Source organism: Croceitalea sp. MTPC6 (assembly GCF_036985525.1).
GTDB lineage: Bacteria > Bacteroidota > Bacteroidia > Flavobacteriales > Flavobacteriaceae > Croceitalea.
Genome location: NZ_BTGR01000004.1, coordinates 271,951 through 296,162, shown reverse-complemented (window position 1 = coordinate 296,162; position 24,212 = coordinate 271,951). Strand labels below are relative to the sequence as shown.

15 protein-coding genes and 2 tRNA genes are annotated in these 24,212 nt (G+C 34.5%); 10 read left to right on the top strand and 7 right to left on the bottom strand.

What is annotated here, in order from left to right; genetic code table 11:
- Positions 1 to 2: 2 nt before the first annotated feature.
- The 6 genes from AACP56_RS10320 to AACP56_RS10295 all read left to right on the top strand — a co-directional run bounded on the left by AACP56_RS10320 (position 3) and on the right by AACP56_RS10295 (position 6,547).
- The gene (locus AACP56_RS10320) at positions 3 to 1,778 is read left to right on the top strand and encodes a glycoside hydrolase family 36 protein (protein ID WP_339337252.1); all 1,776 of its coding nucleotides are present in this window, start codon (positions 3 to 5) and stop codon (positions 1,776 to 1,778) included.
- Positions 1,779 to 1,800: 22 nt separating this feature from the next.
- Positions 1,801 to 2,934, top strand: coding sequence for a galactokinase (gene galK, locus AACP56_RS10315; protein ID WP_339337253.1), 1,134 nt, complete (start codon positions 1,801 to 1,803; stop codon positions 2,932 to 2,934).
- Positions 2,935 to 2,943: 9 nt separating this feature from the next.
- On the top strand, positions 2,944 to 3,978 hold the full coding sequence (locus tag AACP56_RS10310; RefSeq protein ID WP_339337254.1) for a UDP-glucose--hexose-1-phosphate uridylyltransferase: 1,035 nt from the start codon (positions 2,944 to 2,946) through the stop codon (positions 3,976 to 3,978).
- 152 nt (positions 3,979 to 4,130) lie between these two features.
- On the top strand, positions 4,131 to 5,789 hold the full coding sequence (locus AACP56_RS10305; protein ID WP_339337255.1) for a solute:sodium symporter family transporter: 1,659 nt from the start codon (positions 4,131 to 4,133) through the stop codon (positions 5,787 to 5,789).
- Between the two features lie 120 nt (positions 5,790 to 5,909).
- Complete coding sequence (locus tag AACP56_RS10300; protein WP_339337256.1) at positions 5,910 to 6,344, top strand: hypothetical protein; 435 nt, start codon at positions 5,910 to 5,912, stop codon at positions 6,342 to 6,344.
- Positions 6,345 to 6,346: 2 nt separating this feature from the next.
- Positions 6,347 to 6,547: a helix-turn-helix transcriptional regulator gene (locus tag AACP56_RS10295; RefSeq protein ID WP_339337257.1), complete on the top strand. Its 201-nt coding sequence runs from the start codon at positions 6,347 to 6,349 to the stop codon at positions 6,545 to 6,547.
- A 114-nt stretch (positions 6,548 to 6,661) separates the two neighbouring features.
- Here the strand turns inward: AACP56_RS10295 and AACP56_RS10290 are convergent, their stop codons facing one another.
- The 5 genes from AACP56_RS10290 to mutS form a co-directional block, all read right to left on the bottom strand.
- Positions 6,662 to 9,931 (bottom strand): NB-ARC domain-containing protein, encoded by a 3,270-nt coding sequence (locus AACP56_RS10290; protein WP_339337258.1) that lies wholly within the window; start codon positions 9,929 to 9,931, stop codon positions 6,662 to 6,664.
- A complete protein-coding gene (locus tag AACP56_RS10285) occupies positions 9,931 to 10,602 on the bottom strand; it encodes a gamma-glutamylcyclotransferase family protein (protein ID WP_339337259.1) in 672 nt (223 codons plus the stop codon). The genes AACP56_RS10290 and AACP56_RS10285 overlap by 1 nt, the downstream gene beginning before the upstream one ends.
- Before the next feature lie 228 nt (positions 10,603 to 10,830).
- Positions 10,831 to 10,915, bottom strand: a tRNA-Leu gene (locus AACP56_RS10280).
- 50 nt (positions 10,916 to 10,965) lie between these two features.
- Positions 10,966 to 11,038: transfer RNA gene (locus AACP56_RS10275), tRNA-Gly, on the bottom strand.
- 118 nt (positions 11,039 to 11,156) lie between these two features.
- Positions 11,157 to 13,739: a DNA mismatch repair protein MutS gene (mutS, locus tag AACP56_RS10270; protein ID WP_339337373.1), complete on the bottom strand. Its 2,583-nt coding sequence runs from the start codon at positions 13,737 to 13,739 to the stop codon at positions 11,157 to 11,159.
- A gap of 129 nt (positions 13,740 to 13,868) precedes the next feature.
- Between mutS and AACP56_RS10265 the strand changes: the two genes are divergently transcribed.
- Positions 13,869 to 14,399, top strand: a complete 531-nt coding sequence (locus AACP56_RS10265; protein ID WP_339337260.1) for an RNA methyltransferase — start codon at positions 13,869 to 13,871, stop codon at positions 14,397 to 14,399.
- A gap of 149 nt (positions 14,400 to 14,548) precedes the next feature.
- Here AACP56_RS10265 and folK read toward each other — a convergent pair whose 3' ends face one another.
- The gene (gene folK / locus AACP56_RS10260) at positions 14,549 to 15,694 is read right to left on the bottom strand and encodes a 2-amino-4-hydroxy-6-hydroxymethyldihydropteridine diphosphokinase (RefSeq protein WP_339337261.1); all 1,146 of its coding nucleotides are present in this window, start codon (positions 15,692 to 15,694) and stop codon (positions 14,549 to 14,551) included.
- Between the two features lie 121 nt (positions 15,695 to 15,815).
- Here folK and sppA point away from each other — a divergent pair, with 121 nt between their 5' ends.
- The 3 genes from sppA (at position 15,816) to AACP56_RS10245 (ending at position 21,168) form a co-directional block, all read left to right on the top strand.
- Complete coding sequence (gene sppA, locus AACP56_RS10255) at positions 15,816 to 17,576, top strand: signal peptide peptidase SppA (protein ID WP_339337262.1); 1,761 nt, start codon at positions 15,816 to 15,818, stop codon at positions 17,574 to 17,576.
- A 155-nt stretch (positions 17,577 to 17,731) separates the two neighbouring features.
- Positions 17,732 to 18,439 (top strand): queuosine precursor transporter, encoded by a 708-nt coding sequence (locus AACP56_RS10250; protein ID WP_339337263.1) that lies wholly within the window; start codon positions 17,732 to 17,734, stop codon positions 18,437 to 18,439.
- Positions 18,440 to 18,474: 35 nt separating this feature from the next.
- Complete coding sequence (locus AACP56_RS10245) at positions 18,475 to 21,168, top strand: AsmA-like C-terminal region-containing protein (protein ID WP_339337264.1); 2,694 nt, start codon at positions 18,475 to 18,477, stop codon at positions 21,166 to 21,168.
- A 4-nt stretch (positions 21,169 to 21,172) separates the two neighbouring features.
- On the opposite strand, the gene AACP56_RS10240 is transcribed toward AACP56_RS10245, so the two are convergent.
- Positions 21,173 to 24,016, bottom strand: coding sequence for an ATP-binding protein (locus tag AACP56_RS10240; protein WP_339337265.1), 2,844 nt, complete (start codon positions 24,014 to 24,016; stop codon positions 21,173 to 21,175).
- Positions 24,017 to 24,212 lie beyond the last annotated feature (196 nt).

Below are 24,212 nucleotides of genomic sequence, written 5' to 3'. Positions count from 1 at the left end.
TGATGAGCAATATTCTTAATAAAGCTAGAGAAGATATCAGAGTTGCAATAAATGAGAATAGCGCTGAATGTAGTCTGCGCATTGTTTCTGAGGAAGATGATTTGGTAATTTATAGATTGGACTTGCAATCCAAAGAGAAGTTTGTACCTGAACCAATTGTTTTAGAGTGGAAAATACCAGCTTTAAATGTAAAAGGCTTGTGGAAACCCACTTCGGATTTTTCAAAACGAATTGAAGCTGATTGGGAATTGGAAAACCATGAATCTAGAATTTCCATAGACTCTCCTGTTTTAGGTTTATTTGGAAATAAGGATGAAAATATAATGTGCTTTTCCTGCTCAAATGCAATCAATAAGGTTGAACTTGGAGCAAAGTATAGAGAAGAGGACGATTATATCTACTGCAAGATCGTTCTTTTTACAGAGTGTAAATATTCTATTTCAAGCTTTAGTATTGATATACGAGTGGATTATAAAAACACCCACTTTTCAAATGCTTTAAAAGAAACATCTAAATGGTGGGAAAGCTTTTCTGCTTTAAAGCCGTGTAATGTGCCAGAGATTGCAAAAAAACCACTTTATTCAACTTGGTATCAGTTTCATCAAAACCTTGATGAAGATTTGTTGCTTAAGGAATGTAGTGTGGCAAAAGATTTAGGGTTTGAGGCTATAATTATTGACGATGGTTGGCAAACAAAGGACAACAACCGTGGATATGATTATACAGGTGATTGGAAATCTGAACGTTTCCAAGATTTTGGTGGCTTAGTGAAGAATATACAAGATTTAGGAATGAAGGTCGGTCTATGGTTTTCAGTTCCCTTTTGCGGTTTTAAATCTAAAGCCTATCAAAAGTTTAAAGGTAAGTTTTTAACAGAAAACCATAGATGGGCACCAGTTTTTGACCCAAGATATCCAGAGATAAGGAATTATTTGGTTGGTATTTATGTAGCAGCAGCTAGGGATTGGGGATTGGATGGATTTAAATTGGATTTTATAGATGATTTCAAGACATACCCAGATACCTGCTTTGAAAAAGACCCGGAAAGGGACTTCTTGTCTATCAATGATGCGGTAGATGCTTTGTTAACCCAAGTAATCAATGAGGTTAAGAAGGTAAATCCAGATATATTTATAGAGTTCAGACAAAAATATACTGGTCCGGCTATGCGTAAATATGGTAATATGCTACGCGCTTTTGATTGTCCTGGCGATTACACAATGAATCGTGTAAGAATTGCAGACATCAAAATGCTATGCGGCAATACAGCTGTACATTCAGATATGGTTACCTGGCATTTTGATGAGAGTGTAGAAAATGCAGCCTTGCATTATGTGAATACAATGTTTGGGGTACCACAAATTTCCGTTATGCTAAATGAGGCACCGATATCGCATTTAAATATGATTAGGTTTTATACAGATTATTGGAATAAAAATTCAGAACTGTTATTACAGGGTGATTTTACACCAATCTCACCTATGGCCAACTATCCTATCAAAAAAGTTGAATCAAATAAGAATGCTATCATTGGAGTTTTTGAAAATTCTTTTGTAGAAATCAAATCGCTCTATGATGATATTCATATTATAAACGCTAAAGCTTCGGAAGAAGTAATCATAAATGCCTCACATCTTCTGGGAAGATTCCATGTTAAAGTTTATGATTGTCAAGGAAATCTAATTGATGATGAAACTAAACTTTTTGGAGAAGGGATAACATTTATGAGAGTGCCTATTTCTGGGCTGGTACAAATGAGACGTGTAACTGATGCCTAATTCTTTTTGAAAATTATCTTTTGTGAATTGGAAAATAACTTATAGAGAGAGTGATGTGGTCATTGAATCTCCGGGCAGAATAAATTTAATAGGTGAGCACATAGATTATAATGGTGGTTTGGTTTTGCCGGCGGCTATTGATAAAAAAGTAACACTCTACTTTAAAAAATCAATTAATAAAAAATGTAGGGTTCATTCGAAAAGTTTTGATGATGATTTTGTGATTGATTTAAATAAAATTAAAGTCAGTGATAAAGAATGGCATAATTATTTTTTAGGCGTAATCTATTTTATACAACAGAAATTCCCAAATAGTATCAATGGCTTCGACTGTGTAGTGGAAAGTGATTTGCCAATAGGTTCAGGGGTAAGTTCTTCAGCAGCCTTGGAATGTGGTATTGCCAAGGGACTCAGTGAACTTTTTGATATTGGTTTGAGTAATGAGGAAATTATTATAATTTCTAGAGATGCGGAACATCATTTTGTGGGTACAAAGTGTGGAATAATGGACCAATTTGCCGTTGTAATGGGGCAGAAAGAAAAGCTGATTAAGTTAGATTGTGAAAATCTATCTTTTGAGTACATACCAGCTTCCATGAAAGATTTCAAAATTGTATTATTAAATTCAAATGTCTCACACAATCTAGCAACCAGCGAATACAATCTTAGAAGAAAAGAATGTGAAATAGGTCTTAAGAAAATTCAAAAGAAATATCCTAAATATAATTCTTTGGCCAAAGTTCCCCTTAAAATTATAGATGAATTCAAAGAAGCTGTTAGTGCTGTTAATTACAATCGATTAAGTTATGTGAGTGAAGAAAATACAAGAACGATTAAGGCTAGCAAGGCTTTGATAGATGGCAGTATAGAAAAATTTGGTTCATATTTATTCGAATCGCATGATGGACTCAAAAACAAATATCAAGTGAGCTGTGATGAACTTGATTTTTTAGTTGGGATAGGGAAAGGTTTTGATGGTGTAGTTGGAGCTAGGATGATGGGTGGGGGTTTTGGAGGTTGTACTATAAACATCGTTCAAGAAAATAAAGTGGAAGCGTATATAGAAGAAGCTTCCAAAAAGTATCATACGAAATTTGGAATAAGTTTGAGTCCATTTATCGTAGGTATTGGGAATGGAGTTCAACGTACAGATTAAATAGTTAAAATGTTATCAGAAAAGCCACATAGGAGATATAATATTCTAACAGGAGAGTGGATTTTAGTGTCTCCCCACAGGACTAAAAGACCATGGCAAGGTAAAAAAGAAAACTTACCAGACGTTAATTTGCCTAGCTATGACCCCGATTGTTATTTGTGTCCTACTAACACAAGAGCAGGAGGGCAGCTTAATGAGGACTACTCCTCCACATTTTCTTTTGTCAATGACTTTGGAGCTTTATTGTACGAGAATGAAACTGAAAACTTTGAGCAAGGACTTTTAAAAGCGGAAACGGAAAAAGGAATCTGTAAAGTAATTTGCTTCTCTCCAGATCATAGCTTAACCTTACCCTTAATGGATGTATCTGCAATTGTCGGTGTAGTGCAGCTTTGGAAAAAAGAGTATAAGGAGTTGGGTGATATTCAAGACATTAATCATGTTCAAATATTTGAGAACAAAGGCCAGATAATGGGTTGTAGTAACCCCCACCCGCATGGTCAAATATGGGCCCAGTCAACTATACCTGGTGAGTGTTTAAAAAAGGGAATGCAACAAAAAGAATATCATAGAAAAAATAATAGAAGTCTATTAGATAATTACCTAGAACAAGAATTAGAAAATAAGGAACGGATTGTTTATGCCAATGATTATTTTGTTGCTTTAGTGCCTTTTTGGGCCACATGGCCCTATGAAGTAATGATTGTTCCCAAAAAGCAATATGCCCATATAGGGCAGCTGGATAGTAAAGAGGAAGTTGCTTTTGCAGAAGCTATCAAGAATGTAACTACAAAATACGATAACCTTTTTAAAACATCATTTCCATATTCATCTGGCATTCACCAGGCACCAACGGATGGTCTTGAACATCCAGAATGGCATTTTCATATGTCTTTTTACCCACCATTGTTAAGGTCTGCAACGGTAAAGAAATTTATGGTTGGTTATGAAATGTTTGCAAATCCACAACGGGATATTACAGCCGAGATGGCTGCAGTAAGATTACGTGAACTATCCAGCGTACATTATAGCAAAGTAGATTAAGTAGTTTGTTGTCCAGGTTAAAGTCGCTTTGCCTTATTTAAAAATTGTATTTTATGCATTAATAAATTATATTCAGCATCTTGTTTGCTAAAAGAGTGGGCAAGTCCTGTAAAATTATAAAGAACGACCAAACCAACTAAAATAAAATACTTATGGGAGCATTGTCCATTATTTCTTTTCTTGGATTTACATTATTAGTAGCGGGGGTAGCATGGTATGCTACTAGAAAGACTAATGAAAAATCTGCTGATGGGTTCTATCTGGGAGGAAGAAGTTTAGGGGCAATCACCATTGCAGGATCATTATTATTGACCAACCTTTCTGCCGAACAAATTGTTGGTTTAAATGGTCAAGCATTTAGTGAAGGTATACTTGTAATGGCTTGGGAAACACTTGCGGCAATTGCCATGGTGATTACGGCTGTCTGGTTTTTGCCTAAGTATATGAAAAAAGGTATTACTACAATACCAGAATTTATCCAAGGCCGTTTTGATGAAAATACTAAGGCAATTTTATCTGTACTCTTTTTAATTGCCTTTGGCATTGTGTTATTGCCTACCATACTTTATGCAGGATCAAAGGCATTTATAACTATGTTTCAATTACCAGAATTGTTGGGTATATCTGAGACTGCGTGCTATTGGGTTTGTGTTTGGAGTATAGGAATTATAGGGATTATTTATGCAATATATGGTGGATTAAAAGCCGTGGCAGTTTCAGATTTGGTTAATGCAGTCGGCCTACTGATTGGAGGTTTGCTTATTCCTTATTTTGGATTGACTATGATTAGTGATGATGGAAGCATAGCTGGAGGTCTATCTAAACTATGGTCTGAAAATCAGGATAAATTTGATGTAACCGGAGATATAACCTCATCAATTCCGGTAGGAACAATATTTACAGGAATGATGATAGCCCAAATGTATTATTGGGGAACCAATCAATCTATTTTGCAACGTGTATTTGGAGCGAAAAGCTTAAAAGAGGGCCAAAAAGGAGTTCTGTTAGCAGCTTTTGTCAAATTCTTAATTCCAGTAATAGTAGTTTTGCCTGGTATTATTGCTTTTAATATGTTTGGGTCGGAATTGAACGATGCAGACGCCTCTTATCCTGAACTGGTTAGACGGGTTTTGCCCGGTAGTTTATTAGGTTTTTTTGCGGCGGTTTTGTTTGGAGCTATTTTAAGCTCATTTAATAGCTTGTTAAATAGCAGTGCTACATTATTTGGGTTTGATTTGTACAAAAAGTTTTTCAGTAAAGATGCTACAGAAATCCAAACTGTAAAAGCAGGAAAGCGTTTTGGATTAGGTCTTGCTATTATTTCTATGTCCATCGCACCATTTATTAGATACGCACCAGATGGCTTATTTTCCTATATCCAGCAAGCATTGGGTAGTTTAAGTGTCCCAATTTTAGCAGTTGTTATAGTAGGAATTGTCACTAAAAAGGTGCCTGCTATTGGAGCAAAAATTGTATTAATTGGAGGCGTATTAATGTATTTGATAAGTCTATTGCTTCTTGGACCAAATATAGTGGAGAATGCACTAGTTAACGCTAAGGTTAACGGTATTACAGACGCAGCACAATTGGCTGTAATTAAAGCGGAGGCATATCCTCATTTTTTACATATAATGGGAATCCTTTTTGTGGTGAATATCATTATAATGCTAGTAGTAGGTCTCATAAAGCCCAAAACTGATGTTTATGTACCTAAGGTCACAGATGTAATTGATACTACACCATGGAAATATGCATGGATTGTGGGTGGTTTAATAACGCTATTGGTTTTAAGTACCTATCTAATTTTCTAAACGTAATAATATAAACCGAAGTTAAGACTTCGGTTTATTTTTACATTAAAATGTAAAGTATATTTGTCATTAAGTAAAATTTATTATACTTTTGGACCTTTAAACTTTACTTTTAGTATTATGAAGGATATATGTGAGTCAGAACGTAATAAGTTGCAGCGTTGGGGTAAATTTCAATTACCAAATAAGTATAAGAAAATAGGATGGAGCATTATCATTGGGGCATTTTTATTAATGATAGCAAAGAAATTTGTGGATGAACCTACATGGGTTAAACCTGTATTACGTAATGTTATGATTCTAGGTTTTTTAATGGTTTCTATCTCAAAAGAAAAGATAGAAGATGAGCTTATGGCTAGTCTGAGGGCAACCTCTTATCGTTTGGCATTGATAATTGGGGTATTGTATGCTTTAGTACAACCTTATATAACCTATGGTATTGAATCTTTAATAGACCCTGGGAATGCTGAATTGGATAATGGATATTTTCAAGTTTTATTGTACATTTTATTGATTCAGATTCTGTTCTTTAATGCGCTAAAACGTACTTCTTAGGTATGAAGAATAACTTAAAGGTACAACGTGCCATAAAAGACTTAACACAAGAAGATTTGGCCAAATTGCTTGGAGTTTCTAGGCAAACCATTAATTCTATTGAAAAGAACCGTTATGTGCCTTCAACCGTACTGGCATTAAAACTCTCTAAAGTCTTTGGAATAACTGTCAACGAGATTTTTGAACTAGAAGATGGCAATTAGAATGGTTAAGTATCTACTTTCTTTAATCATCTTACCCAATTGGATAATACTTTTTAAACCTATAAGATTTTTAAAATATCGATTAACACTATTTTTAAATTAGGCATTGGAAATTTAAACTTTAAAATATTGATCTAACTTCCATAAGTTGTAAAATTCCTCACCAAAAAATTTAGCTCCTTGTATACATAACTTCAAATATTCCTCGTTCCTTGGAGCGTTATTGTTTGTAAGCTTCTGTTTCATATATACTCTGTTGGTAGATGTTAAAGTGTAAGCTTTAAAAATCTTAAAATCACTATCTAATCCTTGACATGTAATTGGCCGCAATGCATAGCCTTTTTCATCATTTTCTAGCTTAATGAAACTTTTCCTACTTAATTCAACGATAATACCAAAAGACTCATTGGCACAAGATCCTGTGTAATCAATATTTAGAATTGCTTTTCCATCCGAAAAAATATCACTTTCTAAATACTGAGTATGCTTTGGTAAAACATGATTACATTTTTTTACTAGACCAAAAGCTTTAACTGGTAGAGGTTTGTTTATAGGATTATATAGCTTTAAATAGTTTTCATTCATTAAAATGCCATAAGCAAAGATTTTCACGGTATCTGTTGGATTAAAGTATTTCCATTGATTTTCGTTTTGGTCTGCATAATATTCATAAGCGCCTTCTTTTTGATTGTCAATGTTATGTTGTATTATTCTTAAGTTATTTTCAATAGTTTGACTTTTAATTAGTTTGCTCATGATTAACGAAATATCTTTTTCTTTTATGTCATCTAGCCCATAGTCAAATAATTCAATCATCTTTTTATTTAAATATTGAATATCTTTTTGTAGTACATAGGTTTGAACTTTAATTTCGACTAATATATAGTTACAGTATAGGTCAAGTGCAGTATATAAGGCTTCGATGAATTCCATATTTTCATGACCTATCTTAATTTTTTCAAGGGTCATTAAAAGCGTTATTGTATTGGAAAAATAACGCACACTTCTGACTGCACCGATTTTTTTATGAAGACTTAAAGCTTCATTTACTATTGCATAGCTTTTATTAAAATCATACTTATCTTCTAGTTCTTTATTAAGGTAAAACCGAGCTAAATCGCCTTTAAGCCAAGATATATTCTCTGGATAACCGATTTCTTCTGATAATTTGACAGCAGTAATTAAGTTTTCTTCGGCACCCACATAATCGGCTATATCTATATTATTTCTTCTCATAAGAGCTCTTCCTTTTCCTCCATATGTCACAGACTGCCATGCTTTTCTACCAGAGATTCTGTGGGTACTAATGTTATCATTAAATGCATCTAATGCTTCATTGAAATTATTGATATCGATCTGAGCTAACGCTTTATTAGTATTGTAAGCTGCTTCCCAAGTTTCATTTTTTAATTCTTGTGCAATCTTTATAGCTTTATCGAATGCCTTAATGCTCTCATTAATGTTTGAGTGATGCCATTCTTTAAGCCCTATTCTACTATAAAGTTGAGCCATTTCATTACTACTTTTTTTATAGCTTAATGCCTTTGCAGTTGTATTAAATTTTGTGAGTTCTCCTAACTGATCAAATACATTTAATTGATTGGAATTGTAAGTAACAATAACACTCTCATCCTGAAAACTATTTTCATTAAGTATCAATGAACAATCATTAAAAAGTTTTAGGGATTCTTTAAGAAAGCCTCGTTCTTTAAATATTTTTCCAAGCTTTAGGTAAGACCTTGCTTTCAGTAAACTATTATTATCTGCATAATATATTGACTTTTTTGCATATGACTCTGCTTTAATCCAATCTCCTAAAGCAAAGTAAATTTCAGATAATCTTAAGCCCAATTTTACCTTTGTCTGGTTAGATTCGTCAGGAAATGGTTCGTAAGAAATCTTAATTAACTTTTCTCTAATACCAGAATCTCCTTTCGCCTCAATGGCTTTGTCTAGTGATAATGTTAAATCTGCAGCTTTATCAACTTCGGAATATCCAATCAAAAACTCTTGAGCTTTAATATAGTTTCCAATTTCCTCTCTAATTTTTTCCTTAGAACTAGTTTTTACCTTATTGGCATAATAATCTGAAAACCTTTTGGTTAAATTGTTGTAATCGACGATTCCGAACTCTTTAAGTTTTTTTTCTCCAAATTCTTTGACATGAATGAAGAGGCTGTAATAACCTTCTTTACCAGCACGTAAAAAAGAATGATTAGTTAACTCTTCAAAGAGAATATCTTTATCCAGTTCTGATTGAACAATACTATGAAAATCGTTAAGATTAAAATCACTATTAAAGATACAGGTCTGAATGAATATCTTTTGCACTTCAGGGTGCATTTCAGCATAACTTCTCTCAAAAAAAAGTTCAATAGTTTTATATAAATTATCTTTTGGGGTAACTATGGTTTTTACAGATTTGGCAAGCTCAGGCAAAGAGTAGTTTTTAGTTTTAAAAATCCCAGCAACAGCATTTATACACCACGGAATACCTTCAGTTTTTTTTGTAATTTCAAATAAAGCAGAATTATTTTCATTTGACTCATCATAAATCCAGCCATCTTTTATTGATTCTAGTTTCTTAATCAAAACTGTGCAGGCTTCGGTTTTTTTATCCTTAGCACTTTTTCTATATAAAAGCGGTTCTAATTCAAATACGCAGTTAATTATTTCTTTATGGCTCAGTCTACTAGTTAAAATAAATCGAATGTTGCTATCTAAATTTTGAGACCATGCCACAACAGTTTCATCTAAATCTTTATTTTCGATTTGTTCTGTATTATCTAATACTATAAGAACATCCCTCATGTCTTTTAACTGGGTGCCAACTTGTGTAACATATGAAACTTGATCATCATGGCCATTCATGAATGCCTTTAGCATTTGCTTTGCAATGTATTCTTGTACACTATTTTCATCTGTCTCAGAAGCTTTTGAATTTTCTAATTTAACAAAATGTGTTTCACTGAATTTAGCTTTCGTTTTTTTATCTCTAACAAGATATTGGGCAAGTGTAGATTTACCTAAACCAGGACATCCTTTTAGTACAACTATTGGGTTATTCTTAAGTAAATCTAGAATATCTTCTATTTCATCATCTCTACCTACAAATATACCATCTGTATTTACCGCGGTGTCAGAAGCTATTAATTTGGAATTTTCTTTTTTACTATTTAGATTTTTGGTGGAAGGCTTATCTTCTTTTTCTTTACAGAAAATTAGAAGTAGAGTTAAAATAACACCAAAAAATACATCGCATATAATTATAAGTATTAGCGTTGTTTTATTATTTCTTATTTCTAAGCTTAAGGGTGAAAGGAGTAAGCCTGTAAAAATGGTTGCAATTATACCGACAATATGACTGTAATTTTTAATTTCCATTATTCAATATAAATAGCATTAAAAATTGTACTAGGTATAAGTGTACACAGTTGCTCATCTATTTCATAGGCATTAGGACAGTAAACATGAGGTCTTCGGGCATAGATACGATCGTTTGCCCAGTATTTATTCCAGTTTGTGGTAGAAGTTATAAATTGCTCAGAAAACCTTTCTTCTTTTGCTTTGTCAAATTCTGTTTCAATTTCATAACAACCAGATATACATAAATCAACATAAGATTGTATTATTGGAAACTCTTTATTTGGCAAAGAGTTAAGGAATTCATTTTCATCATTAAACTCATTGGTATATACCCAAACGGATATTTCTTTGGGCAATTCACTTTGGTAAGGTTCTATATCATTATATTCTATTTTTGTTCTAATATATCGTTTCTCTCTTTTATCTAGAATTGGAAGCTCATCTTTGTTTACCTCATAAAGGACACCATTCACGAAAGGTGATTTAGTATTTTCATTTAAAAAATCTGAGTCATTTCTTAGACATCCCAAAAAAGTAGTAGATAAACCTTTTACTCCTGTACGCGCAAACCAACCTCGTGTATGATTTTTCACTTTTACCGGAATTGCAGAAAAAGCTGAAGGGCTTGTTCCTTGCCTTGACTTTTTATTTATTAGTGAGCCATATCCAAAAATAAAATGTTTTTCCATATACCTAAATTTGACTATTAAAATATAGTTTTTCTTGTTAATAATCATTTTTTATAATTGTGTAATTATATTATAATGCTAAACTTTAGTTTACACTAAAATTAATTGTGGTATAAGACTTTGTTTGGGTAAAGCAAAAGTTTTATTATATCGGTAAAATGAGATTTTTGAGTTACAACAAGAAGATTGAAAATAAAAAAGCCGAAACATTTGTTTCGGCTTTTTCTGTACTCGAGGCGGGACTTGAACCCGCACGGCCACAATGGCCATTGGATTTTAAGTCCAACGTGTCTACCAATTCCACCACTCGAGCCTGATATTGGTATCAGAATAAAAAAAACGCTGACAAGCAGCGTTCTTTTGAGCGAAAAACGGGATTTGAACCCGCGACCTCCACCTTGGCAAGGTGATGCTCTACCAGCTGAGCTATTTTCGCATAATAATGAACGTACACTTTTAATAAGTGCGGATGCAAATTTAAAACAATTCTTTAAATTTGAAAGATTTTTAATTGAAAAGATTAAACATCCCTTTCTTAAAAGACATGCTCATTTTTATGAGCTTGCCTTTTTCTTTTTACTTAATAAACGCTTAATTTCATTAAGCTTCATTAGTGCTTCTACTGGGGTTAGCGTATCAATATCCAAATGGAGAATTTCCTCTTTTATTTCTTCCAACAAGGGGTCATCCAAATTAAAAAAACTTAATTGCATTTCGTTTTGAGCAGCATCAAGATTAGTGGCTAATTCCTCACTTGAATGTGATTTTTCCAGCTTTTTAAGCATTTTGGAAGCTTTTTGAACCACTTGTTGGGGCATTCCCGCCATTTTGGCTACATGTATTCCAAAACTATGCTCGCTGCCTCCAGGAACCAATTTTCTTAAAAACAGTACATTGTCCTTTAATTCCTTGACCGATACATTATAATTTTTAATTCGGCTAAATGTACTGGTCATTTCATTAAGCTCATGGTAATGGGTGGCAAAAAGTGTTTTTGCCCTAGAAGGATGTTCATGTAAGTATTCAGAAATTGCCCATGCAATTGAAATTCCGTCATAAGTGCTCGTACCACGCCCAATTTCATCCAATAGCACCAGACTACGCTCAGAGAGGTTATTTAGGATAGAGGCTGTCTCGTTCATTTCTACCATAAAAGTAGATTCGCCCATAGAAATGTTGTCACTGGCACCAACACGGGTAAATATTTTATCTACAACTCCAATTTTTGCTGAAGCTGCTGGAACAAAACTCCCCATTTGTGCCAAGAGAACTATTAAGGCGGTTTGCCGTAAAATTGCCGATTTACCACTCATATTTGGTCCAGTAATCATGATGATTTGTTGGTCATCCCTGTTCAATATAACATCATTGGTGATGTAACTTTCTCCTAAAGGAAGTTGTTTTTCTATTACCGGATGTCTACCGTCTTTAATCTCAAGAGCATTGGAATCATCTATTTCTGGTAAAATATAGTTGTTGTCTTTCGCAAGTTGCGCAAAACCGCAAAGACAATCCAGCTTAGCAATTAGTTGTGCATTTTTTTGGACTTCTACTATATGGGCTTGCATCCAAACCAACAACTGTTCAAACAATTGTTGTTCTAAACTTAGAATTCGCTCTTCGGCTCCTAATATCTTTGCTTCATATTCTTTGAGTTCCTCAGTGATATAACGCTCTGCACTTACCAAAGTTTGTTTTCGTATCCATGTTTCGGGTACTTTATCCTTATGGGTATTCCTAACCTCAATATAATATCCAAAAACGTTATTTGAAGCAATTTTAAGCGATGTAATACCAGTAGCTTCGGTTTCACGCTCCAGCATTTTATTTAAATAATCTTTTCCAGAAAATGCTAGATTCCTTAATTCATCTAATTCTTCAGAATACCCTTTTGCTATAGTACTTCCTTTTGTAATATTTATAGGAGCTTCTTCATTAAGCATCTCTTTTATTTTGCTCCGTAAAGCTTCACAAGAGAATAATTTTTCTCCAATGTTTTTGAGCGAAAGGTTTGGACTTTCTTGAGCTAGTTGCTTAATAGGGATAACAGCTTCTAACGAATTTTTGAGCTGAACCACTTCTTTGGGATTGATTTTACCTGTGGCCACCTTAGAAATCAATCGCTCTAAATCTCCCATTTGCTTTATCCAGTGTTGGATTTTTTGCAATTGGGTTTCTTCATCTTTCAAAAAAGAAACTACTTGATGCCGCTGTTGTATCTTTTCTTTGTCCTTTAGTGGGAGTGCCAACCATCTTTTTAACAAACGCCCACCCATGGGTGAAATGGTTTTGTCAATAATTTGGAGTAAGGTTACCGCGTTTAAATTGGTAGATTGGTATAACTCTAGATTACGAATGGTAAAGCGGTCCATCCAAATATATTCCTCTTCGGCAATACGTTGTAGGGTATTAATATGCTGTAATTGGCGGTGTTGTGTCTCAGATAAGTAATGTAAAATTGCACCTGAAGCGATTACCCCATGTTGCAAATGCGATACACCAAAACCTTGTAAAGTTTTAGTTTTAAAATGATTGGTTAAACTTTCGTTGGCATAATCTTCTTGAAAAATCCAATCCTCCAGAAAAAAGGAATGTAACTGATTGTCAAAAACCTCTAGAAACTCTTTTTTATGCGCTTTTGAAACCAAAATTTCGTTGGGTCCAAAGTTTTGGAGCAATTTATCTACTTGTTCTGCAGAACCTTCCGAAGTTAAAAATTCCCCTGTTGAAATATCTAAAAAGGAAACTCCTAACTTATTCCGGCCAAAATGAACAGCAGCTAAAAAATTATTGGTCTTAGCATTTAAAATATCATCGTTTAATGCGACACCTGGAGTTACTAATTCCGTAACACCACGCTTAACTATACTTTTTGTTTGTTTTGGGTCTTCCAGTTGGTCACAAATAGCTACACGTTGTCCAGCTTTAACCAGTTTTGGTAAATAGGTATTTAACGAATGATGAGGAAAACCAGCAAGCTCTGTTTTGTCACCTCCGTTGTTTCGGTGCGTTAAAACAATGCCCAAAATCTGTGCAGCCTTAATGGCATCTTCACCAAAAGTTTCATAAAAATCACCCACACGAAAAAGTAATAAGGCATCAGGATGTTTGGTCTTGATGGCATTATACTGTTGCATTAAAGGGGTGACCTTTTTCTTTTTTGTTGAACTTGCCAATGCTGAAAAGTTTAATTTTACCGAAAATAGGTACTAAGCAAGGTTTCTAAAACCATTGTTGATATTATAAGGCTAAAAGTGGATAAATTTATGCGTAAGCTTGCTAATGACGAATTGGAAAGACTGGATATTGAAGAGTTTAAAAATGCTGTAAAAACACCTTTAATACTTATTCTGGATAATATTCGAAGCCTAAATAACATAGGCTCGGTGTTTAGAACGGCAGATGCTTTTTTGATTGAAAAAATTTACTTGTGCGGTATTACGGCAAAACCACCCCATAAGGACATTCATAAAACCGCTTTGGGCGCAACAGATAGTGTGGATTGGGAGTACAGGGAAAGCACTCATGAGCTGATAAAAGAACTTAAGACCGATGGTATTAAAGTAATTGCTGTAGAGCAGACTGAAAATGCCACTATGCTCAATAATTTTAAAGTTGTTAAACATGAAACTTATGCTTTGGTTTTTGGCAATGAAGTAAAAGGGGTTTCTCAGGACGTGGTTTCGGATAGTGATTTGGTTATTGAAATTCCACAGTTTGGAACCAAACATTCTTTAAATATATCAGTAAGTACTGGGGTTGTCGTTTGGGATTTTTGGTCCAAACTAAACAGCTAACTCTCAATTCGAACGGAGTAGAAAATAAAAAACCCCCAACTTGTAAGTCAGGGGCATAACATATAGTTTGAGTTAGTTAGTTTCTGTCTAAGCAGAGTGCTAATAAAATAAAACCTTTCGTTATATCCAAATATTTTCCAAAAATTATCTTAAGACTTTAACTCAATAATACGAGTTTCCAACTGTTCCAAGATAGCCTCATAATCATCTAAATTATCAACAAAATCAAGGGTTTTGAGGTCAATAAGAAGCGTATTCTGTTGTGGATGGCTCTTAATAAAATCTAAATATCCACGATTTATCTTTTCTAGATAATCTGGGCTTATATTCTGTTCATATTCACGTCCACGTTTCTTAATATTAGCTAAAAGCCGTTCTGTGTTTTGGTATAAGTATACATAAATATCAGGTTTTTTTACCTCATTGTACATAAAACTAAACACCTTTTTGTACAACTCAAACTCTTCTTTCTGCAAAGTGACTTTAGCAAAAATCAAGGATTTAAAAATATCATAGTCGCTTACCATAAACTTCTTGAACAAGTCAAATTGAGAAGTATCATCTGTGAATTGCTGGTAACGATCTGCTAAAAAGGACATTTCTAGAGGAAATGCATATCGTGCTTGATCTTCATAGAATTTTGGTAAAAAGGCATTGTCTGCAAATCGTTCCAGGACTAGTTTAGCATTAAAATCTTCAGCTATTTTTTTTGCCAAGGTACTTTTCCCGGCACCAATATTACCTTCAATTGCCAAAAACTGTAATTGTGAAAATAGCTCGGTTCTATCTTTATAAAATTGATAAACGGTCTTCGTTAATTTATTTTTGTCCTTGCACTCTTGGAGAAGATTACGGGTATCTTTTCTGAAAACAGGATGGTAAAATTGTGGAGCAATATCAGCAAGAGGCTTTAAAACAAAATTACGCTCCACCATTCTTGGATGGGGTATGGATAGCCCTGCTCCGTTTGTAATTAAATCGTCAAAATAGAGAATATCCAAATCTAAATTACGAGATGCATAGCCTTCGCCTTCATTCTTTTTTCTTCCAAAGCCTAATTCAATTTGTTTTAGTTGTTTTAATAGCTCAGAAGGGGATAAATGGGTTTCTAATAATACACAAGCATTTAAAAAATCATCACCATTAAATCCTACAGCTCCATTTTCGTAAATGGAAGAAGTTTTTAGGACAACACCAGCCTTTTTAGCAATTAGCAATAGTGCTTTTTGTAGATTTAAGTATCTATTGCCTAAGTTGCTGCCAATGGATAAATATACTTGATTCAAGTTCTTCATATTGCGTTTGGCAAAATAACTAAAACATTTGAACAGATTGGTAAATTTTAATTGTAACATATGGCTAATTGAGTAGACATATGGACAATGGTTATCTTTGTGACCGATTAAATTTATTTGAATGAAATTTTTAAGAAATCTACTAGCAGCTATTATGGGTTGCCTGATTGCATTTGGTATTCTATTTTTTATGTTTTTTGTCTTTGCTGCTTTGGTAGGTAGTGGTGATGATGGAGTCGTAGTTAAAGAAAACTCAATTCTGGAACTAAGTTTAAACCAACCAATAAGCGATTATGAGGGAACTAATGATTCTGACCCTTTTGCCTCATTGTTTGAAGAAGGACAAGGACTTGATAAGATACTACATGCCATTCAAGTAGCAAAGAATGATGATAAAATAAAAGGGATTAGTATGACCACTGGTTTTCTTATGACCGGATTGGCACAAACACAGGAAATCCGTTCTGCTTTAAACGATTTTAAATCTGAAGGAAAATTTATTTTTTCTCATGCTGATTTTTACACTCAAAAGAATTATTATTTGGCTAGTGTTGCCGATGAACTTTATTTAAACCCACAAGGAGCAATGGATTTTAAAGGTTTGGCTTCTGAGGTTTTGTACTATAAAGATTTACAAGAAAAGACTGGTGTTAAAATGGAGGTGATACGCCATGGTAAATATAAAAGTGCCGTGGAACCCTATTTGTCCAACACAATGAGTGAAGCTAACCGTTCACAAATTAAAGAATTGATAACTTCTTTATGGAACAGCATGTTGACAGATATTTCTTCCTCTAGAAATATTGATGTTGCCAGTTTAAATATAATTGCGGACACTTTAGGAGGCCGTACACCGGAATATGCTGTAAAATCTGGCTTAGTAGATGGAAATATTTATTTTGATGAATATGAAGGTTTCTTAAGGGAAAAACTAGATTTTGAAGAGGATAAAGAGTTGAATTATGTGGATTTTGATGACTATATAAAAGTAGCGAGTAAGAAAACGTTAAAAACAGGAGTTGATAAGATTGCGGTTATCTATGCGCAAGGGGAGATTTTCTATGGAGAAGGCAGTAAGGAAATTATAGGTCAAGGGGTTATTAACCGAGCTTTGAATAAGGCAAGGGATAACGAAAATATAAAGGCGATTGTACTAAGGGTTAATTCTCCTGGGGGAAGTGCCTTGGTATCGGATATTATTTGGCGTGAGATTGAATTAACAAAAAAAGTAAAGCCAGTAGTAGTTTCTTTTGGAAATGTAGCTGCTTCGGGCGGATATTATATTGCTGCCGGTGCAGACAAAATTTTTGCTGAGCCAACCACTATTACAGGATCTATTGGGGTTTTTGGGACAATACCAAATATTAATGAGTTAGCTGCCGATATAGGAATAAACGCAGAACAGGTGGGCACCAATAAAAACTCTGTTGACTATTCTTTGTTCGAACCTATGACCGATACCTTTAGAAACCAGGTCCAAGAAGGTATTGAGCAGACCTATGAAACCTTTTTACAACGTGTGGCTGATGGAAGAAAAATGTCCGTTGAACAAGTTAATGAAATTGCTCAAGGTCGTGTATGGAGTGGGGTAGACGCAAAAGCCTTAGGTCTTGTGGATGAAATTGGTAATTTGGATGACGCCATTGCCGCAGCTGCTGAGATGGTAAATTTAGAAAGCTATGGAATCAGAAAATATCCAAAATATAAATCCGATTTTGAACGCTTAATGGAAGATTTAGGTGGCGCAAAAGCAAAATTTGGAGAAAGTATCATCAAAGAAGAATTGGGTAATGAGGCTTTTCAGATTTTAAAAGAAGTAAAACAACTTTCCAGTCAAAAAGGAATCCAAGCAAGGATGCTGTTTACGCTAAAAATTAATTAACTTAACTTTTTAATTTTCTAAAGTGTAAAACTTCAGCTCGAGTGTTTTCTACTTTTCAAAGTAGAAAATGTATCGAGATCAATTTGAAACTTAAAAATCCTATTCTCGATACGTTCACTTGTAGTGAACACTCGAATTGACGAATTTTTTCTTCTATGACCCAAAAAGACAAAAGAGTAGCCTTTCAAATTTACTTATACCTAGGGGCTTTGTTCATTACTTCATTAGTGGTTTCTAACCTCATTTTTCAAAAATTCTTTTATTGGAATCCATTTGGAGAGGTCACTATTTTTGGAGCTTCATTATTTGAAATTTCGGTCGGAATATTGCCTTATCCGATTACTTTTTTGATAACCGATTTAATCTCAGAAATCTTCGGAAAACGAAAAGCGAATCAAGTGGTTATCGCAGGTATTTTTGCCTCCTTCTTCTCCTTGGCAATTGTCTATACTGCTTCTGCAGTTCCTGCAACGGAATGGTCTCCGGTTTCCAATTCCATGTTTTCAGAAGTTTTTGGAAACACTATTGTTGCAGTCTTTGCCTCAATGATGGCCTACTTACTGGCTCAATTTGTGGATATTCAGATATATCACTTTTGGAAAAAATTGACCAAAGGCAAGTATTTATGGCTTCGAAATAACTTTTCAACCTTCTCTTCACAGTTTATAGACACCTTTACTGTAGTATTGCTTCTTTGTGCTTTTGGAGAGATTCCATGGGAGCTTTTTTATGGCTTGGTCATTAGTGGTTTTATTTTTAAGATTTTTATAGCATTTCTCGACACCCCTTTGCTTTATCTTTTCGTATATCTATTGCGAAAAAGATTTAACTTAAAAATAGGAGAGGAAATACAACTAGATTAAATCAGCTTCTTATTTTACTTTAAAGCATAAAAAACATGAAGAAAAAGAAAGTCCTCAAGATTTTTGGAATTATATTTTTAATACTGTTGGGCGTACTCATTGCCATCCCCTTTTTCTTGGAGGGCAAGATTGCAACCATTGTAAAGAATAAAGTTAACCAGAATGTAAATGCAACTTTAGATTTTGAAGATGCGGACTTAAGCCTGATTAAAAGTTTTCCAAATGCTTATGTAGACCTAACAAATACTTCGTTGGTGAATAAAGCGCCTTTTGAAGGTGACACGCTTTTTTCTTCAGGAACTGTTGCTCTAAAAATGTCTATTAAGGAATTATTTAAAAGCGCTGATGATCCTATTGCTATAAAAAGCCTAGCCTTAGACAATGCTAAGCTTCATATTAAAGTTGATATAGAAGGTAATGCAAACTATGATATTGCAAAGGAGACCGAAGGTGATCAACCACAAAATACTTCAGCAGAAGGTTCTAATAACTTTACACTGGCTTTAGAATCGTATGAAATAACAAGTACGGAAATTATTTACGACGATTTTGCAAGCGGGATGCATTTGGTGGTCTCAGAAATGAATCATACGGGGACTGGGGATTTATCATTGGAAAGTTCTGAATTGCAGACCAAGACAGATGCATTAGTCTCTTTAGAATTGGATAGCACGAAATACTTAAATAACAATAAAGTTTCTTTAGATGCGCTTATCGGGATAGATTTGAAAGAGAACAAATACTCATTTTTAGACAATAAAGCATTAGTAAATCAATTGCCCTTGGTGTTTGATGGTTATGTAAAAGTGAATGAAGAAAACCAAGAAGTGGATATTAGTTTCAAAACCCCATCATCTGACTTTAAAAATTTCTTAGCGGTAATTCCAGAGGAGTATTCCAAGAACATAGAAAATGTAAAAACTACAGGCAATTTTGAGGTAGATGGGCAATTTAAAGGCATTGTTGATGAAGAACACATTCCCACTTTTGCTATCAATATAAATTCCGAAAATGCCTCTTTCAAATACCCTGATTTACCAAAAGCGGTAAAGAATGTGTTCATAGATACGCAAATAAATAACGAAACTGGTATTACAGAAGACACCTATGTAAACATTAATAAATTGTCTTTTCAGATAGATGAAGACCGTTTTAATGTAAATGCTAAGATTAAGGATTTACTGGGTAATACGAAGGTAAATGCTCATGCGGATGGTAAAATGAATCTGGCCAATATCTCAAAAGCCTATCCGGTGCCTACTAGTTTGGATTTGTCTGGTTTGTTAGCTGCTGATGTTACTACTGCATTTGATATGGCATCTCTGGAGAACAAAAAGTATGAGAATACCAAGACCAGCGGTAAAATGGACGTAAAAGATTTTAGGTATAATTCGGAGGAATTAAAGAATCCAGTTGCAATAAATACCGCAGCAGTAACTTTTAATCCAGGAACAGTTTCTCTTAATTCTTTTGATGGAAAAACAGGCCAGACCGACTTTAATGCAACAGGGACTATAAATAATCTATTAGGTTTTCTGTTTAATGAGGAAAATGTAGAAGGTAATTTTAAACTACTATCCAACACTTTTGCTTTGAATGATTTTATGGTGGATGAAGCCGTTGCAGAAGAAACAACTACAGAAAACCCAACTGCAACGGAGCGTATAAAAATACCATCTTTTTTAGATGCAACGATAGACGCCACTGCAACCAATGTGCTTTACGATAATTTGAATCTTAAGAATGTTACGGGGAGATTAAAGATAAAAGACGAAACGGCAACACTTCAAAATTTAACTTCAGATTTGTTTGATGGGAAACTAAGCGTAAACGGCTCCGTTTCTACAAAGAGTGAAATCTCCACTTTTGATATGGCTTTGGGGATGGAAAGATTTAAAATTGGGGAGTCTTTTAAAGCATTGGATATGTTTAAAGTTTTGGCGCCAGTTGCGAATGCTTTACAAGGAAAACTGAATTCTACCATAAAACTCTCTGGTAACCTAAAAGATGATATGACGCCTAATCTCGGCGCATTGACAGGAGATGTTTTAGCAGAAATTTTATCTACGAATCTAGACACTAAGAATGCCCCATTGTTAAAAGCGTTGGATACCAAGCTAGGCTTTCTGGATTTAGAAGCGATTGATTTAAAAGGATTAAAAACAGCCTTGTCTTTTGATAATGGAACAGTAAAAGTAAAGCCTTTCTCTTTACAATATAAAGACATTGCCATTAATGTAGATGGTAGCCATTCGTTTGACAGACAATTACAATACAAAGCAACTTTGGATGTGCCTGCTAAGTATTTAGGTGCTGAGGTGAATAACCTAATTGCCAAAATAGATGATAGCAGCCTTAAAGATTTAACCATACCGGTTATAGCTAATATTGGGGGTAATTATTCCAGCCCTAATGTAACCACAGATTTAACTTCTGGAGTTTCTAAGTTGACCCAACAACTGGTAGAAATACAAAAACAGAAACTGCTTAATCAAGGAAAAGACAAAGCCAAGGATTTATTAGGTGGACTTTTAGGCGGTAAAGATTCTACTAAAACCGATTCCACCAAAACTACTACAGCTGATGTTTTAGGTGGTTTATTGGGGAATAAAAAGAAGGACTCCACAAAAACAGATTCTACCGCTAAAAAAGATGCCGTTAAAGATGCAGCTGGCTCAATTCTGGGTGGGCTTTTGGGTAAAAAGAAGAAAAAGGATACGGTGAATTAATTACTCAAACCTTACTAGGCAATACGCCAAACTTTTCCTTAAAGCTTTTTGTGAAATAAGACATGTTGGAGTATCCTACAGAATAGGCTACTTCTGAAACAGAACCCACTTTTTGGGTAAGCATGGTTTTGGCATTGTTCAAACGTATTTCATTCACCAGTTGACCAGCTGATTTATTGGTCAGCGCTTTGAGTTTACGGTGCAATTGTGCCCGGCTAAAACCAACTTTTGAGGCGATGTCTTCAACAGAAAGAAATTCATTATCAATATTATCGTTAATTGTTTTTATCACTTTTTGTAAAAAAGTATCATCGACAGAACTAAGTTGTAAATCCGATACTGCACTTAGGTCTAGGGACTTAAAATGTTCCCAAAACTTTTTGCGGGCAGCAATTAGGTTTTTAGCAAGCAGCAGAAGTTCTTCGGCATCAAATGGTTTGGTCAAATAGGCATCAGCACCTTGAGTTAGTCCAGCTATTTTACTAGATTGGCCAGCTTTAGCTGTCAGCATCATTAGAGGGATGTGACTGGTCTTTACATTGTTCTTTAAAGCACTGCATAGTTCATAGCCGTCTTTTTTTGGCATCATCACATCACTGATAACTAAATCAGGAATATGTTCAAACGCCATTCGTTCGCCTTGCAGACCGTCATTGGCTGTCAATACTTTATAATAGGGGCTCAAAATTTCTGATATAAAATCTTGAAGGTCATGATTGTCTTCAACTAGTAGCACTACTTCTTCATGATTTTGAATTTCAATACCTTTTTCATTACTTTTCTGTATGGGTTCTGAGTTTTCATGTTCTGTTTTTGGCGAAGACTCTGTTTCTTTTGATACCTGAATCGATTCTGGAAGTTCTTCCAATAAAATTGGAAGTCTCACTTTAAATTTAGTGCCTCTATTTTTCTCGCTATGTACACTTATCTGGCCATTGTGTAAGGTAACTAGTTCTTTGGTTAGTGCTAGACCAATACCAGACCCTTTTTCCTCTGTCCCTTCCACTCTGTAAAATCGGTCAAAAATGCGATCAATATCTTTTTTGTGCATCCCTTTGCCAGTATCGCTTATTTCAAGCACTAGATTTTTTTCTGAGTGATTTACGTTTACACTCACGGCTCCTCCTTGTGGTGTATATTTAAAGGCGTTAGATAAAAGATTGTTCAAAATCTTTTCAAGTTTATCCTTATCGTAATATGCTTTATCCAGCTCTGCGGGAAAATGTGTATTAAGACTTATATTTTGGCGTTCCGCTGTACTCTCGAACGAAAAAACGTGTGATCGAAGAAATTGAATCAATCCTCCTTGACTCAAGTTGAGATACAGCTTGCCACTCTCTATTTTAGAAATATCCAACAATTGGTTTACTAATAATTGTAAGCGTTTTGTATTTTTCTTGACAACGGAATACGTTTTATCAGATAATTGGACATGTTGGCTTTTTTCTCTTTCTGCAAGTTTTTTAGCCTGTTGCAAAGGTCCTTCAATTAAAGATAGCGGAGTTCTAAATTCATGGCTAATATTAGCAAAGAATCGTGTCTTTACTTCATCCAAATCCTTCATTCGTTGTATTTCAGCCATCGAGCGTTCACCTTCTATACGCTTCAACTGATTTTGTTCGCTAATCTTTCGACTTCGATAGGCAATCCCGAAGGAATAAATAACAATTTGTAGAAACATTCCTGTTGCATACGGGTCTATTCCAAAAGGAGGTCGTAAAATAGCCATGGACCACAGGGTTCCAAAAATGAAAAATATACTCGCAATCATAGATCCTACGCCAAAATACCGCGCGAAAAGATCTTTCTTCAAGATTAATAAAATAGACACAATCAAACTACCAAAGGCATAAATGTTCAGGAATAGATAATGAAGGCTATGTGGTGCGGTAAAATAGGCATCAGGATTAAAAAGCACTACATAAAGAGCCGTAAGTAGTGTTTCCGTTAAAATAAAAAATGCAAGACCTTTAATGAATTTATCAAGAACTGGAAACTTCTGTTTGGACCCAATAAATGAACGTCCAAAAAACCAAAAAATAAAGAATTGTCCGTTTGCAGCTAATATCCATACAGGATACCTTAATGTTGATAACGAACCAACAATCAATCCAATAGTCATGGAATTGGTTATCATGCAGAAAAAAAGCCACAGCGAAAACCAAAAATATATCTGTTCCTTCAAATAGATAAATTGCAAAAAGAAATATAAAAAAATGATAAAGGTGACCCCAAACATAAAAGCATTGAAAGTTCTGTGATATTGATAGGGGGAATGGTAAAACGATTGTTCTGGACTCCTGGCACTAAGATTAAAATAGGCGGGATATCCAAAACTATTTCCTCTAGCTCGTATAATTAAAGTAACTAAGGTATTGGGAGGAATTTCTTCTAGATTGATACTGTTAAGGACCCAATGGTCATTGGTTGTACGCTCATCTTTTGGATACTCCACGCCAGTTTTCTGATGGAACAACAATTTGTCGTTTGCATAACCGTAAACATCTACCTTACCGTTGCTTTTGGTCCAGGCAGGCGGTCCAATCATAATATCTTCAAATTGGAGCGTCCAGCCAATTAATGAGTCCGTAGCTTTTAGCTGAAGCTTTCCCCAATAGGTAAGGCTGGTCTGTAATAATTTAGGCAGCTTATCTCCTTGAATGAATGAAAGTGTGCTGTCTTTTAAAAGTTTTTGAGCAGAAAGTTGGTTTGTACTATCGGCATAAACTTTTAAAAAGGGATTAACATCATGAACTGGATATTTTGGATCTAACTCATAGACCTCTTGCCCTGATATAGAATAAAGGACCAATAGACAAATCGTAAAGAGATGTAATTTAAGTTTCATGTTATGCATTAAAAGGTACTGAATTTTCTTGTTGTACCTACTGCCACAAAGTTCGATGCTAATGGAGTTTAGTCCTAATAAACATGTTTCATGAAATAACACATTTGTTTCATCGTATCAATTTTGCAACAAAACAGCCAAACCCTGCAACCTTACCAACATTTTTAATTCACCTACTCAAATAGTTTTGTCCTCA